Below are 13,256 nucleotides of genomic sequence, written 5' to 3'. Positions count from 1 at the left end.
TCACGCCGCGTGACGCCCGGCGGCGAACAGTCGCGGTGAACGCGATATGCCTGAGAGTCATGAATATGCCTCTGAGGTATATCGGTACGAGGTCGTCCCTCCCGATCCGGCGCCGAGGAGGACGCCACTGTCCGGCAGGCCGTCAGCGTGCGTAGGCCAGCAGCACCGGCTCGTCCTGGCCGGGCCAGGTGCCGGTGAGCCCGCCCGCCGGCGGAACGTCGGCCGGGACCGGCTGCCGGACCACCGCCAGCTCGACCTCCCCCACCCGGACCACCGTCCCGCCGCTGTCAACCGGACCAGCCGAAACCGGACCGGTCGGCACCGGTCGGCCGGTCCGGCTGCCGGTCAGCGTCATGCTGGCCGGGCGCATCTCGCGCTTCCCGTCGACCTCGAAGTACTCCTCGGCCTGACCGGCGTCGGCGAGCACGGCGGCGGCCAGCAGCGGCGGGTACACCGGATCGCCGCAGGCGTCGTAGGCCCAGCGGCGGCCGAGCACCGAGTGCTCGATGACGCCCACGAGGTGCTCGTCCGCCCCGGCCAGCGGCGCGCCCCGGTAGGTCAGCGGCACCTGGAGCACCGGCCCGTCACCGGCGCGCACCAGCAGCGTCTCCACGCCGACCTCACCGGCCGGGTCGTCGAACCGGTACGCCGCGACGCGGGTGACCTCCGCGCCCGCCTCCCCGGCGAACCAGGGCCGGCCGGGCAGCCAGGGTACGAGCAGCTCCAGTTTCGAGGGGCGCAGTTCCGCGCGGTGCAGGAGAGCCATGCGCGAGATCGTACTGTCGGAACGGACCGCCGTCAGGCCGCCGCCCACGCCTTGGCGAGCAGCTCCCGGGTGTCGGCGAGCAGCTGCGGCAGCACCTTCGTCCGGCCGATCACCGGCATGAAGTTGGCGTCGCCGCCCCAGCGCGGCACCACGTGCTGGTGCAGGTGCGCGGCGATGCCCGCGCCCGCCACGCCGCCCTGGTTCATGCCCAGGTTGAAGCCGTGCGCGCTGGAGACGTGCCGGACCGCCCGCATGGCGGCCTTGGTGAACGCGGCCAGCTCGACCGTCTCCGGCTCGTCCAGCTCGGTGTAGTCGGCCACGTGCCGGTAGGGGCAGACCAGCAGGTGGCCGGGGTTGTACGGGTAGAGGTTGAGCACCGCGAAGACGTGCTCGCCCCGGGCCACCACCAGGCTCTCCTCGGCCGGCAGACCGGGGGCGCGGCAGAACGGGCAGCCGGCCGGCTTCTCGTAGCCGCCCTCGGGCCGGTCCTCGCCGGAGATGTAGGTCATCCGGTGCGGCGTCCAGAGCCGGTCCAGCCCGTCCGCCAGACCGTTGTCGCCGCCGTACCCGGTGTCCCGCTCCGCCCCTGTCACACCGGCGATCCTACGATCCGGCCCGCTCGGCGGCAGGACCGGCGTTGGTACGCGACTCCACCACCTCGCGGACGTGCGCCACCGCCTCGTCGATCGGTACGCCGTTGCGCTGCGAGCCGTCCCGGTAGCGGAACGAGACGGTGCCGGCGGCCACGTCGTCGTCGCCGGCGATCACCATGAACGGGATCTTCTGCTGCTGCGCGTTGCGGATCTTCTTCTGCATCCGGTCGTCGCCCAGGTCCACCTCGGCCCGGACACCGTGCCGGCGCAGCGTCGCGGCGAAGTCGACCAGGTAGTCGCCGTGCTCCTCGCGGATCGGGATGCCGACCACCTGCACCGGCGCCAGCCAGGCCGGGAACGCGCCCGCGTAGTGCTCGGTGAGCACGCCGATGAACCGCTCGATCGACCCGAACTTGGCGCAGTGGATCATCACCGGCTGTTGCCGGGTACCGTCGGCCGCCTGGTACTCCAGCCCGAAGCCCTTCGGCTGGTTGAAGTCGTACTGGATGGTCGACATCTGCCACGTGCGGCCGATCGCGTCCTTGGCCTGCACGGAGATCTTCGGGCCGTAGAACGCCGCGCCGCCCGGGTCCGGCACCAGTTCCAGCCCGGTCTCCAGCGCGCACTGCTCCAGCACGGCGGTGGCGGTCGCCCAGTCGGAGTCGGACCCGACGAACTTGTCCGGCCGGGAGTCGTCGCGGGTCGACAGCTCCAGGTAGAAGTCGTCGATGCCGAAGTCGCGCAGCAGGCTCAGCACGAAGCCGAGCAGGTGCTTGATCTCGGCCGGCGCCTGCTCCTTGGTGCAGTAGGAGTGCGAGTCGTCCTGGGTGAAGCCACGCACCCGGGTCAGGCCGTGGATCACGCCGGACTTCTCGTACCGGTAGACCGACCCGAACTCGAACAGCCGCAGCGGCAGCTGCCGGTAGGACCGCCCGCGCGACCGGTAGATCAGGTTGTGCATCGGGCAGTTCATGGCCTTGAGGTAGTAGTCGCTGCCCTCCATCTCCATCGGCGGGAACATCGTGTCCTTGTAGTAGGGCAGGTGTCCCGAGGTGTGGAAGAGACCTTCCTTGGAGATGTGCGGCGTGCCGACGTAGTCGAAGCCCTCCTCGATGTGGCGCGCCCGGACGTAGTCCTCCATCACCCGCTTGAGCACGCCGCCCTTGGGGTGGAAGACCGGCAGGCCGGAGCCGATCTCGTCGGGGAAGCTGAACAGGTCGAGGTCCGCGCCGAGCTTGCGGTGGTCGCGGCGGGCGGCCTCCTCCAGGAGCTTCAGGTACGCCTTGAGCTCGTCGCGGGTCGGCCACGCGGTGCCGTACACGCGCTGCAGCTGCGGGTTCTTCTCCGACCCGCGCCAGTACGCGGCGGCCGAGCGCATCAGCTTGAACGCGCCGATCAGCCGGGTGTTCGGCAGGTGCGGGCCGCGGCACAGGTCCGACCAGCAGACCTTGTCCTCGTTCGCGGCGAGGTTGTCGTAGATGGTCAGCTCGCCGCCGCCCACCTCCATCACCTCGGAGGAGTCCAGCCCCTCCCCCTTGACCTCGATCAGCTCCAGCTTGAACGGCTCCGCGGCCAGCTCGGCGCGGGCCTCGTCCAGGTCGGCGAACCGGCGGCGGCGGAACCGCTGGCCGGACTTGACGATCTCCTGCATGCGCTTCTCGAGCTTGGCGAGGTCGTCCGGCTGGAACGGCTTGTCGACACCGAAGTCGTAGTAGAAGCCGTTGTCGATCGGCGGGCCGATGCCGAGCTTCGCCTCCGGGAAGACGTCCTGCACCGCCTGGGCCAGCACGTGGGCGGTGGAGTGGCGCAGCACGTTCAGCCCGTCCGGGCTGTCCAGGGCGACCGGCTCGACGGCGACGTCCTCGGCCGGGCGCCAGTCCAGGTCGCGCAGCTGGCCCTGCGGGTCGCGGACCACCACGATCGCCTTCGGCCCGGTCATCGGCAGGCCGGCCGCGGCCACCGCGTCGGCCGCCGTGGTCCCGGCGGCGACGACGACGGGGTCGGCCACGACGGGGGTACGGGGTGCGGACACGGTGACTCCTAGTCGTCGACGGTACGGAAGGGCCGCTGAACGGCCCCTGCGATGCTATCGGTCGCCCGGACCCGGACCGCCGCCGACGCCACCGCCCGTCCCCGGAGAGTTCCGTGCCGGGTTGAACCTTTTCGCCCCGCCGCCCGAACTACCAGGTGGGGCCGGAGCCGGAACCGGCCCCAGTCGAGAAGGATGGGGACGATCATGAGGATGACCCGTCAGGGCCGGTGGGCGGCAGCGCTGCTTGCGGCCGTACTCGCCGGGGCGGTGGGCTGGCCGGGCGCGGCGAACGCGGCCGGGGTGACGGTCACGACCTCGCCCGCACAGGTCCGCCAGGGCGACGCGATCGAACTCTCCGTGCTGGTGCCGGCCGACAAGCCCGGCACCCGGACGACCCGGATCGAGCTGACCATGCCCGCGGACGCCCCGATCGGCGAGGTGTACCCGCTGTCGGTGCCGGACTGGGCGCCCACCATCACCACCCGCACGCTCGACCAGCCGGTCCCCGGCATGCACGCGGCCGAACTGAACCAGGTGACCCACGCGGTGAGCTGGCTGCGGATGCCCGGCACCGGAACCGGGCCGGCCCGGCTGCCGCTGGGCATGGGACCGATGCCCGCCACCGACCGGCTCACGTTCACCGTGACGCAGACGTACGACGACGGCACCGTGGTCCGGTGGGCGGACCCGGCGGGTGGCGCGCACCCCGCGCCGACGCTCGCCCTGCTGCCGCCGCTGCCGGGCACCGTGACGCACGACGGCGCCCCCGGAGCGGGCGGCGCCGGGCACGGCGGTCACGGCGCGCCGGGCGCCCTCGGCGGGGTGCAGGGTGGCGCGCAGGGCGGCACGGCACCGGCGGCCGGGGCTGCGGACGACGGGCCGAGCGCCGACCTGCTGCTCGGCGGCGGCCTGCTCGCCGGGCTGGCCGGTGGCGCGGCGATCGGCTGGCTGCTCAGTCGCCGCCGCCGCGACACCATGACCCTCCCGGAAGACAGCAACGGCCCTTCCGACGCCACCGAGACCCCCGACGGCGCGACCCCCGAAACCACCGCGACCGGCAGCGCGACGCCCGAGACTGCGCCCCTCGCCGGCGCGGCCTCCGGCAGCGCGACCCCCGACAGCGCGACCCCCGAAGCAGGCGAGCCCGTCACCGCCGGCACCGCCCCCACGCGCCCCTGACCGCCACCCGCCCCGCCCCGCCCAACAAGCGGGAGCACCATCCACAATGCGAGACCGGAGTAGATCTTGGTACGAAACGGCCCCCAGGAGGGCGTTTCGTACCAAGATCTCGGACTGCTGCGGCGGCGGAACGCGGGCAGGGGCACGGGTGGGGTGGGGGGTGGGTCAGGCGGTGGCGGTCAGCCAGCCGGGGAGCGGCTCGCGGGCGGCCAGCCAGCCCTCCGGCACCCCGCCCGGCGCGCCGACCCCGGTGTACGCGGCCACGATCCCGCCCACGATGGCGGCGGTGGTGTCCACGTCGCCGCCCGCCTCCACGCAGGCCCGGATCGCGGCGGGGTAGTCGTGCAGCAGCGTGGCGGCGACCCAGAGCGTGAACGGCACGGTGTCCTGCGCGGTGACCCGGGAGCCGTTGCCGAGCGCGTCGGCCACCTCCGCGGCGCTACGGCCGAGCAGCGCGGCGGCCCGGCGTACCCCTCGGTGCACCTCACCGGCCGGGTCGAGCGCCCCGGCGACGGCGGTGAGCAGCCGGGCCGGGTCGGGCCGGTCGCCGTCGAGGCGGGCGCGGGCGGCGAGCGAGGCGGCCACCGCGACCGCCACCGCCCCGGCGACCCCTTCCGGGTGCGCGTGTGTCACCTCGGCCGAGGCGCGGGCCTGCGCGGCGGCACGGCGGGTGGAGTCGGCGTGCCAGGCGCCGAGCGGCGCGACCCGCATCGCGGCGCCGTTGCCGCAGGAGCCCTGCCCGTCGAACGCGGACGCGGCGGCCACCGGCCACGGCGTGCCGGTGCGGATCAGCCGCAGGACCGTCACCGCGCCCGGCCCGTACCCCCGGTAGGGCTCGCAGCGCTGCGCGAACGCCAACGCCAGCCGGTCGGAGTCGATCCGCCCGGCGGCGGCCAGCTCGGCCACGACGGAGCAGGCCATCTCGGTGTCGTCGGTCCACTCCCACGGCGGCGCGGGCAGCCGACCGGCGGCGAGGTCGTCCGGGCGCCGGCCGGGGACGAAGAACTGGGAGCCGAGGGCGTCGCCCACCGACAGGCCGGCCAGCGCGTCGCGGGCGAGCGCGAGGCGGGTGTCGGGGAAGAGCGTGAACGTCATCGCCGTCCCAGCTTGCCCGCTTCGCCGGACCGCCGCAACGCGTCCGGCTTGCCACGCCGAGTACGGTGCTGACGTGGCAACCGTCCTGCTGGTCGAAGACGACCACGTCGTACGCGGCGCCATGCTGCGGTCGCTCACCGACCGGGGGCACGCGGTGCACGCCGTCGGCACCGCGCTCGACGCGCTGCGGCGGGTCGCCGCGGAGACACCGGATCTGGTGGTGCTCGATCTCGGCCTGCCCGACCTGGACGGCTCGGACGCGCTGCGCATGCTGCGCGGCATCACCGACGTGCCGATCATCATCGCCACCGCCCGCGACGACGAGCAGTCGGTGGTACGGCTGCTGCGCGCCGGTGCCGACGACTACATGGTCAAGCCGTTCACCGGAGCGCACCTGGACGCCCGGATCACCACGGTGCTGCGCCGGGCCGGCCGGGCCAGCCGTACCGTCGCGCCGGCCGTGCACACGGTCGGCGGCCTGCGGGTCGACGTGGGCGAGCGCAGCGCGGTGCTGGACGGGGAGGCACTGGCCCTGACCCGCAAGGAATTCGACCTGCTGGCGTATCTCGCCGCGCGTCCCGGCCGGGTAGTGTCCCGGCGGGAACTCTTGGAGGAGGTATGGCGGCAGCCATCGGTCGGCGAGGACCAGACCATCGACGTTCACCTGTACTGGCTCCGCCGCAAAATGGGCGAGTCCGCGGCGAAGCCGCGCTACCTGCGCACCGTGCGGGGGGTCGGCTTCCGGCTGGTGGCGCCGGACTGAGGTTCAGCCTCGCCGGGCTCACCGCGGGGCTGTGCGGCCTGATCGCGCTCGCGTTCCTCATTCCGCTCGGGCTCACACTCGGCGACCGGACCCGGGAGGCGGAGCTGGCCGACGCGGCCCGCCGGGCCGCGCTGGTGACGGGCGCGCTGGCGGTCAGCACGGACACCGCGACCGTCGAGCGGGCGGTGGCCGCCGCGGCCGGCGACGATCCGGCGCTGCGTCCGGTCGTGCACGGCATCGGGGCGGACGAGTCCGCCGGGCGCGCGAACCCGCAGATGCTCGCCGACGCCGCCGCGCAGCGGCAGTCGGTGGTGACCGACGTGGACGGCGGGGTGCTGCGGCTGGACCCGGTGGTGCTCGGTGACCGGGTCGCCGTGGTGGAGGTGTTCGTCCCCGACGAGGTGCTCGACTCCGGCGGCGGCGGGCGGTGGCTGCTGCTGCTCGCGATCGGCCTGGCGCTGGTCGGCGCGGCGGTGGCGGTGGTCGACCGGGTGGCGGCAAGGGCGGTGGACGCCACCGGCGACCTGGTCAAGGCGGCGCTCGCGGTGGGTGACGGCGAGCTGGGGGTACGGGTCGAACCGACCGGCCCGCGTGAGCTGGCCGAGGCCGGGCACGCGTTCAACCGGATGACGGAACGGCTGGTGGCACTCCGTGCCGACGAGCACGAGCTGGTCGCCGACCTGTCGCACCGGCTGCGGACGCCGCTGACCGCGCTGCGGCTGGACGCCGAGGCGCTGGAGTCCGACGACACGAGCATCGGCACGTTCAGCGAGGCGGAGCTGGACCGGCGGCGCGGCATCCGGCGGATCCGGCAGGCGATCGTCACGCTGGAGGGCGAGGTCGACCAGCTCATCAAGACGACCCGCAAGGCGGTCGCCCAGGAGTCGGCGCCGGCGTCGTGCGACGTGAGCGAGGTGGTCCGGGACCGGATGGTCTTCTGGTCGGCGCTGGCCGGGGACCAGAACCGGCCGCACCGGGTGGTCGGGGCGCAGTTGCGCATCCCGGCGCCGGTGCCCCGCGCCGAGCTGGCCGCCGCGTTGGACGCGGTGATCGGCAACGTGTTCCGGTACACCCCGCAGGGCACCGCGTTCGAGGTGGCGGTGAGCCGCCGGGACGGCTGGGTGGCGATCCGCATCGACGACGCCGGGCCGGGCATCGCCGACCCGGACCGGGCGCTGCGCCGGGGTGAGAGCGACAGGGGTTCCACCGGGCTCGGTCTGGACATCGCCAAGCGGGTGGCGTTGCAGGCGAACGGTTCGGTCAGCATCGACCGGGCCCGGCTCGGCGGGGCGAGCGTGGTGATGCTGCTGGCCGACCCGGACGCGGCGCCCCGGCAGGTGAACCGGTTCGGGCTGGTCGGGCGGATGGCCCGGGAGGCCCGCGAGCCGCGGACCGGGCGGCGCTGGCCGCGCCCGCGGTGACCCGTGACTGTGGACCGGCGCAAGTTCTCCTTAAAGGTGGTTTAACGCGGGCCGGAAAACCGGCGTGAACTGCCAGGATCGTTGACAGAACCCATCAGTTCCGTCGGCCGGGACGCCCCGTAAGACCTTCCGGCCGGCGGATCATGCGCGCGGCGGGAGTCCGGTCCCCCCACACCTCGCTCCCGTCGCGCGCGCTCTCCCGTCGATCCCGGGCGCGAGGTGACCGTCATGCCGCCGGCCGTCAGCCGTCTGCTCCGCTGGGCCGCCGTCATCGGCCTGGGCATTGCGCTCACGCTCGCACTCTGGCAGGACCCGGTGCTCGCGCACGGTCCCGTCCGGCCCGCGCCCGTCGCCTCCGGTTCCGCCGCCGCGCTCACCGCGCTGGCGCTGTCCGGGCTGATGCTGACCGCGCGGCGCCGGCCGCCCCGGGGATCACGGCGGCCGGCGCCCGTACGGCCGCTCAGCGCGCCGCGCTCCCCAGGTACGCGTCGATCTCGGCGGTGATCCGGGCCTGCTCGGCCGGCGCGAGGAACGCCGCGGCGACCGCGTCGCGGGCCAGCGCGGCCACCCCGTCCGGGCCGAGTCGCAGCAGCCGGGCGGCCACCGCGTACTCGTCGTTGAGCGTGGTGCCGAACATCGGCGGGTCGTCGGAGTTGATGCTGACCGGCACCCCGGCCTCGACCAGCCGGGGCAGCGGGTGCGCGTCCAGGCTCGGTACGGCCCGCGTGCGCACGTTCGACGTCGGGGAGATCTCCAGCGGGATCCGCCGCTCGGCGAGGTAGGTCAGCAGCGCCGGGTCCTGCGCGGCGGAGATGCCGTGGCCGATCCGCTCGGCGCCCAGCTCGCGCAGCGCGTCCCAGATCGTCTCCGGGCCGGTGGTCTCACCGGCGTGCGGCACCGACCGCAGCCCGGCCGCCCGCGCCTGGTCGAACCAGGGCTTGAACTGCGGGCGGGGCACGCCGATCTCGGGACCGCCGAGGCCGAAGCTGATCAGCCCGTCCGGTCGTTCGTCGAGCGCGATCCGCAGCGTCTGCTCGGCGGCGGGCAGGCCGGCCTCGCCGGGGATGTCGAAGCACCAGCGCAGCGCGATGCCGAAGTCGGCCTCGGCGCGCTTGCGGGCGTCCTCGATCGCCTCGCAGAACGCCGGCGCCGGGATGCCGCGGTTGACGTGCGAGTACGGCGTCACCGTCAGCTCCGCGTAGCGGACCTGCTGGCGGGCCAGTTCCCGGGCGACCTCGTGGGTGAGCAGCCAGACGTCGTCGGCGTCGCGGATCAGGTCCACCACGCTCAGGTAGACCTCGATGAAGTGGGCGAAGTCGCGGAACGCGAAGTAGTCGGCGAGCGCCTCCGGGTCGGCCGGGACGGGGCTGCGCCCCTCGTGCCGGGCGGCCAGCTCGGCGACGATCCGGGGTGAGGCCGAGCCGACGTGGTGCACGTGCAGCTCCACCTTGGGCAGTCCGGCGATGAAGGTGGGCAGGTCGGTCACGAGTTCTCCTCTGCGCGGGCGCCGGTACGGGCCACCATGAAGATCCGGCGGAACGGGAAGTACACCTGACCCTGCCGCACCGGGTACGCCTGCGCGAGCCGTACCCCCAGCTCGGCGCGGAAGTCGGCCCAGCCGGCGGCGTCCAGCGCGGCGCGCACCGGGCGCAGCGCGGTGCCCTCCATCCAGGCCAGCACCGGGTGGTCGGCGCCGTCGGCGGGCAGCAGATGCACGTACGTAGTCTCCCAGGCGTCGACCGCGCAGCCCGCGTCGGTCAGCAGCGTGGCGTAGCCGACGGGCTCGTCGACGGGCGCCTCGCGCAGCTTCGCGGCGAGCGCGTCCCGCCACCGGTCCTGCGCGGCCACGGAGCGCAGCAGCCGGTGCGAGGGCGCGTCGAAGTTGCCGGGCACCTGGAACGCCATCCAGGCACCGGCCGGCAGCTCCCCCGCCCAGCGGCGCAGCAGGTCGCGGTGTTCCGGCACCCACTGGAGCACGGCGTTGCCGACCAGCACGTCCACGTCCGGCTCGGGCCGCCAGTCGCGGACGTCGGCGACCGCGTACGCGACCGGACCGCCGTCGGCGCTCGCCCGGGCGATCATCTCCGGGGAGGAGTCCAGGCCGGTGACCCGGCTGCCGGGCCAGCGGCCGGCGAGCGTCGCGGTGAGGGTGCCGGGACCGCAGCCGAGGTCGACCACGGCGCGCGGGTGCGCGGCATCGACGCGGGCCAGCAGGTCGTGGAACGGCCGGGAACGCTCGTCGCCGTAGCGCAGGTAGGTGCGCGGATCCCACATGACAGCCTCCAAACCGTACGTACGTCTTGCTAGACCGTACGGCCCGGCGCGCGCGACGGCAAGCCGCTCACTAGGCTCGACCGGGTGGAACAGCGCAGCTTCGACCGGCTCGGCCGGCACGTCGGCATCATCGGACTCGGCGCGTGGCAGCTCGGCGCGGACTGGGGCGAGGTCAGCGAGGACGACGCGCTCGCCGTCCTGGCCGCCGCCGTCGACGCGGGCGTCACCTTCCTGGACACCGCCGACGTGTACGGCGACGGCCGCAGCGAGGCGCTGATCGGGCGGTTCCTGCGGTCCCGCCCCGGGCACGGGCTCACCGTGGCCACCAAGATGGGCCGCCGGGTGGAGCAGACGCCGGAGGCGTACACGCTCGACAACTTCCGGGCCTGGACCGACCGGTCCCGCGCCAACCTCGGCGTCGACACGCTGGACCTGGTGCAGCTGCACTGCCCGCCCACCGCCGTCTTCGCCGACGACCGGGTCTTCGACGCGCTGGACACGCTGGTGGCCGAGGGCCGCGTGGCCGGGTACGGCGTCAGCGTGGAGACCTGCGACCAGGCGCTCACCGCCATCGCCCGGCCCGGGGTGGCGAGCGTCCAGATCATCCTCAACGCGGTCCGGCACAAGCCGCTGGAGCGGGTGCTGCCGGCCGCCGCTGCCGCCGGGGTGGGGATCATCGCCCGGGTGCCGCTGGCCAGCGGCCTGCTCTCCGGGCGGTACGACGAGAACACCACGTTCCCGGCGAACGACCACCGCACGTTCAACCGCCACGGCGAGTCGTTCGACGTGGGCGAGACGTTCTCCGGCGTCGACTACGACAGCGGCCTGGCCGCCGTACGCCGGCTCGCGCCGCTGGTCGGCGACGACCGGACGATGGCGCAGTTCGCGCTGCGGTGGATCCTCGACCAGCCCGGCGTGACCGTGGTGATCCCCGGCGCCCGCTCCCCCGAGCAGGCGCGCCGCAACGCCGAGGCGGCCGGGCAGCCGGCACTGACCGAGGTGGAGCTGACCGCGGTGCGGGCCACCTACGACGAGCTGATCCGCCCGCAGGTGCACGACCGGTGGTGAGCCGGCCGGCCGGCGCGGCGTCGCCGGGCACCCGCGGCGGCGGGCATGCTGGAGCGGGACTGTCGTCGTCGGAGGGGGAACGATGAGGGGTTGGTTCCGGCTCACCCTGGGACTGGTCGCCGTGGTGCTCGGTGCGCTGTGGACGGTGCTGGGCCTCGGGTACGTCGAGGGCAGCGTGATGAGCGACCAGCGGGTCTGGGCGCTCGTCGGCCCGGTACTGGTCCTGATCGGACTGACCGGGCTGTGGTGGGGCATGCGGGCCCGGCGCCGCTGACGTCGCGGGCAAGGCGAAGCCCCGCCTCCCGTGCGGGATGCGGGGCTTCCGGCACCGGCCGGCGCGGCCGGTGCGGTCAGCTCAGATGGGGCGGACCTGCTCGGCCTGCGGACCCTTCTGACCCTGGGCGATCTCGAACTCCACCCGCTGGTTCTCCTCCAGCGTGCGGTAGCCGCTGGTCTGGATGGCCGAGAAGTGGACGAACACGTCAGCACCCCCGCCGTCGACGGTGATGAAGCCGAAGCCCTTGTCAGCGTTGAACCACTTCACGGTTCCCTGCGCCATGTGTATCTCCTTCTAAAACTGGCGGCCGAGCACGCCGTGCGGCCGATTGGCCGTTTTCGAGCAGCGGCGCCTGAGGCGGCCCCCAATGCAGGAGACTTCTCTCAACCCACGCGTCTCTCAACAGCGTGAGACAGCAAACCACGTACGCAAAAACTTCGCACAGCCTAACGGACGAAATTTCTCCGACATGTGATCTGAAGGTCTCGCGGAGGCCGCCGCGCGGCCCCGCCGCAGCCATGCGAAAGGCCCCTTTCCCCTACTCGGGAAAGGGGCCTTTCCGGCCTTTTCGTCAGTCCGGCCAGCGGCCGGTCAGCCGGCGTACGCCCACCGCTCCGCCCCTGTCGACGGCGGCCCGCACCACCGAGAAGATGGCCCCCTGCAGGGCCGCGGCGGCGAGCACCTCGCCCCAGCGGCGGTCCTCGTCGGTGGCGCTCGGCGCCTCGCCGTCGCCCGCCGTCACCTTCCAGACCTGACGGAAGATCGCCCCGGCGACGGCACCGGCGGCCAGGCCGAGCAGCACCCCCACCGGCTTGTACGCCGCCTTGCCGACCCTTCCACTCACCTGCGCCTCCCTCTGACGATCACCAGCACCACCGCCGTCACCAGCGCGCCGGCCGCGATGGCCGCCCACGGCAACGGGTTGCGCCCGACCGCCTCACCCTTCTCGTACGCCTGCGCCCGGACCAGCCGGGCCCGCTCCGCCGCCCGCCCCCGCACCCTGGCCGCGGTCAGCGACGCCTGCTCCCGCATCCGCGCCTTCGCCGCCTCGGCGGAGTGCCGCACCAGCGCCTTCGGATCGGCCCTCGCCGCGAGCAGCTCCATCGTCTCACCGAGCTCCACCCGGGTCCGGCGGATCTCCTCCCGGAGCGCCGCCACGTCCCCGGTCCCGTTACCGGTCATGCCCGCCTCCCGTCCTTCACCGCGGCGGTGACCGTGTCCACGTCCGCCCGAACGCTGCGCACCGCCGCCTCGGGCACCGGCGGGACGGCACGGCTGACCTGCTTCTTGCCCACGAGCGCCAGGATCCCGGCGAGCAGGAACAGTGCCACCGCCACGATGAGGGCGGCCAGCCACGCCGGCATGACAAGCGCCAGTAGCAGGATCACCGTAGCGACCAGAGCGCCCGCGCCATAGAGCGCCATCACCCCGCCGCCGCCGAACAGACCGATCCCGATCCCGGCGTGCTTGCCCTTCTGGGTCAGCTCCGCCCGGGCCAGGGCCAGCTCGTCCCGCACCAGGCGGGTGACCTGCTCGGTGGCGCGCTGCACCAGTTCGGCGGTGGACGGCTCGCTCCCGGTCCGCGACGTGCTGCGACTCGCGACGTCAGCCATGCTGTCCTCCTTTCGTCATCACCGCGCTGTATGCCCGGAGTCGCCGCCCGTCAATCCTGCGCGGCGCGGCCGGTCCGCCCGGCCGCGCGCCGCCGGACCCCGGTGCCGCGAGCACCGGATCCGGGGCGTGCGCACCACGTCCCCCGCAACGGGCCGGGCAAACCCGTCCGGCCCG

Annotated in this window: 15 protein-coding genes; 5 read left to right on the top strand and 10 right to left on the bottom strand. The window is 74.1% G+C overall.

Features of this window, described 5'->3' with window-relative positions; all coding sequences use genetic code 11:
* Positions 1–142: 142 nt before the first annotated feature.
* From ACQP26_RS11440 to thrS, 3 genes are read right to left on the bottom strand one after another with little or no spacing between them, the layout of a single operon-like run.
* Complete coding sequence (locus ACQP26_RS11440) at positions 143–766, bottom strand: CG0192-related protein (RefSeq protein WP_433495684.1); 624 nt, start codon at positions 764–766, stop codon at positions 143–145.
* 32 nt (positions 767–798) lie between these two features.
* Positions 799–1,359 (bottom strand): HIT family protein, encoded by a 561-nt coding sequence (locus ACQP26_RS11435; RefSeq protein ID WP_433495683.1) that lies wholly within the window; start codon positions 1,357–1,359, stop codon positions 799–801.
* A gap of 10 nt (positions 1,360–1,369) precedes the next feature.
* Positions 1,370–3,391, bottom strand: a complete 2,022-nt coding sequence (gene thrS / locus ACQP26_RS11430; RefSeq protein WP_433495682.1) for a threonine--tRNA ligase — start codon at positions 3,389–3,391, stop codon at positions 1,370–1,372.
* A 204-nt stretch (positions 3,392–3,595) separates the two neighbouring features.
* Between thrS and ACQP26_RS11425 the strand changes: the two genes are divergently transcribed.
* Positions 3,596–4,570, top strand: coding sequence for a DUF1775 domain-containing protein (locus ACQP26_RS11425; RefSeq protein WP_433495681.1), 975 nt, complete (start codon positions 3,596–3,598; stop codon positions 4,568–4,570).
* Positions 4,571–4,735: 165 nt separating this feature from the next.
* On the opposite strand, the gene ACQP26_RS11420 is transcribed toward ACQP26_RS11425, so the two are convergent.
* Complete coding sequence (locus ACQP26_RS11420; protein ID WP_269700555.1) at positions 4,736–5,665, bottom strand: ADP-ribosylglycohydrolase family protein; 930 nt, start codon at positions 5,663–5,665, stop codon at positions 4,736–4,738.
* A gap of 73 nt (positions 5,666–5,738) precedes the next feature.
* On the opposite strand from ACQP26_RS11420, the gene ACQP26_RS11415 reads away from it, so the two are divergent.
* Positions 5,739–6,428: a response regulator transcription factor gene (locus ACQP26_RS11415; protein WP_013285422.1), complete on the top strand. Its 690-nt coding sequence runs from the start codon at positions 5,739–5,741 to the stop codon at positions 6,426–6,428.
* Between the two features lie 29 nt (positions 6,429–6,457).
* Positions 6,458–7,849: a HAMP domain-containing sensor histidine kinase gene (locus ACQP26_RS11410; RefSeq protein ID WP_269706871.1), complete on the top strand. Its 1,392-nt coding sequence runs from the start codon at positions 6,458–6,460 to the stop codon at positions 7,847–7,849.
* A 460-nt stretch (positions 7,850–8,309) separates the two neighbouring features.
* On the opposite strand, the gene ACQP26_RS11405 is transcribed toward ACQP26_RS11410, so the two are convergent.
* Both ACQP26_RS11405 and ACQP26_RS11400 read right to left on the bottom strand, forming a co-directional pair.
* Positions 8,310–9,335 carry an adenosine deaminase gene (locus ACQP26_RS11405; RefSeq protein WP_269700557.1) on the bottom strand — a complete coding sequence of 342 codons (1,026 nt, stop codon included), beginning with the start codon at positions 9,333–9,335 and terminating at the stop codon, positions 8,310–8,312.
* Positions 9,332–10,123, bottom strand: a complete 792-nt coding sequence (locus tag ACQP26_RS11400) for a trans-aconitate 2-methyltransferase (RefSeq protein WP_433495680.1) — start codon at positions 10,121–10,123, stop codon at positions 9,332–9,334. Before ACQP26_RS11400 ends, ACQP26_RS11405 begins: the two co-directional genes overlap by 4 nt.
* Positions 10,124–10,207: 84 nt before the next feature.
* Between ACQP26_RS11400 and ACQP26_RS11395 the strand changes: the two genes are divergently transcribed.
* Positions 10,208–11,191: an aldo/keto reductase gene (locus ACQP26_RS11395; RefSeq protein ID WP_269700559.1), complete on the top strand. Its 984-nt coding sequence runs from the start codon at positions 10,208–10,210 to the stop codon at positions 11,189–11,191.
* A gap of 82 nt (positions 11,192–11,273) precedes the next feature.
* A complete protein-coding gene (locus tag ACQP26_RS11390; RefSeq protein WP_269700560.1) occupies positions 11,274–11,465 on the top strand; it encodes a hypothetical protein in 192 nt (63 codons plus the stop codon).
* A gap of 81 nt (positions 11,466–11,546) precedes the next feature.
* On the opposite strand, the gene ACQP26_RS11385 is transcribed toward ACQP26_RS11390, so the two are convergent.
* The 4 genes from ACQP26_RS11385 to ACQP26_RS11370 form a co-directional block, all read right to left on the bottom strand.
* Complete coding sequence (locus ACQP26_RS11385) at positions 11,547–11,750, bottom strand: cold-shock protein (protein WP_007075740.1); 204 nt, start codon at positions 11,748–11,750, stop codon at positions 11,547–11,549.
* 289 nt (positions 11,751–12,039) lie between these two features.
* Positions 12,040–12,312 carry a DUF4235 domain-containing protein gene (locus ACQP26_RS11380; protein ID WP_013285416.1) on the bottom strand — a complete coding sequence of 91 codons (273 nt, stop codon included), beginning with the start codon at positions 12,310–12,312 and terminating at the stop codon, positions 12,040–12,042.
* Entirely contained in the window at positions 12,309–12,650 is a 342-nt protein-coding gene (locus ACQP26_RS11375; protein WP_013285415.1) for a DUF3618 domain-containing protein, read from the bottom strand. Before ACQP26_RS11375 ends, ACQP26_RS11380 begins: the two co-directional genes overlap by 4 nt.
* On the bottom strand, positions 12,647–13,081 hold the full coding sequence (locus ACQP26_RS11370; protein WP_013474843.1) for a phage holin family protein: 435 nt from the start codon (positions 13,079–13,081) through the stop codon (positions 12,647–12,649). Before ACQP26_RS11370 ends, ACQP26_RS11375 begins: the two co-directional genes overlap by 4 nt.
* Positions 13,082–13,256: the final 175 nt, after the last annotated feature.

Source organism: Micromonospora sp. CA-248089, from assembly GCF_050948515.1.
In the GTDB taxonomy this organism is placed as follows: domain Bacteria; phylum Actinomycetota; class Actinomycetes; order Mycobacteriales; family Micromonosporaceae; genus Micromonospora.
This window is presented reverse-complemented; position numbering and strand designations above follow the sequence as displayed.

Coding starts and splice junctions, on each gene's coding strand:
- ACQP26_RS11440 (WP_433495684.1), bottom strand. CDS start 766: ATGGCTCTCCTGCACCGCGCGGAACTGCGCCCCTCGAAACTGGAGCTG.
- ACQP26_RS11425 (WP_433495681.1), top strand. CDS start 3,596: ATGAGGATGACCCGTCAGGGCCGGTGGGCGGCAGCGCTGCTTGCGGCC.
- ACQP26_RS11420 (WP_269700555.1), bottom strand. CDS start 5,665: ATGACGTTCACGCTCTTCCCCGACACCCGCCTCGCGCTCGCCCGCGAC.
- ACQP26_RS11400 (WP_433495680.1), bottom strand. CDS start 10,123: ATGTGGGATCCGCGCACCTACCTGCGCTACGGCGACGAGCGTTCCCGG.
- ACQP26_RS11390 (WP_269700560.1), top strand. CDS start 11,274: ATGAGGGGTTGGTTCCGGCTCACCCTGGGACTGGTCGCCGTGGTGCTC.
- ACQP26_RS11385 (WP_007075740.1), bottom strand. CDS start 11,750: ATGGCGCAGGGAACCGTGAAGTGGTTCAACGCTGACAAGGGCTTCGGC.
- ACQP26_RS11375 (WP_013285415.1), bottom strand. CDS start 12,650: ATGACCGGTAACGGGACCGGGGACGTGGCGGCGCTCCGGGAGGAGATC.
- ACQP26_RS11370 (WP_013474843.1), bottom strand. CDS start 13,081: ATGGCTGACGTCGCGAGTCGCAGCACGTCGCGGACCGGGAGCGAGCCG.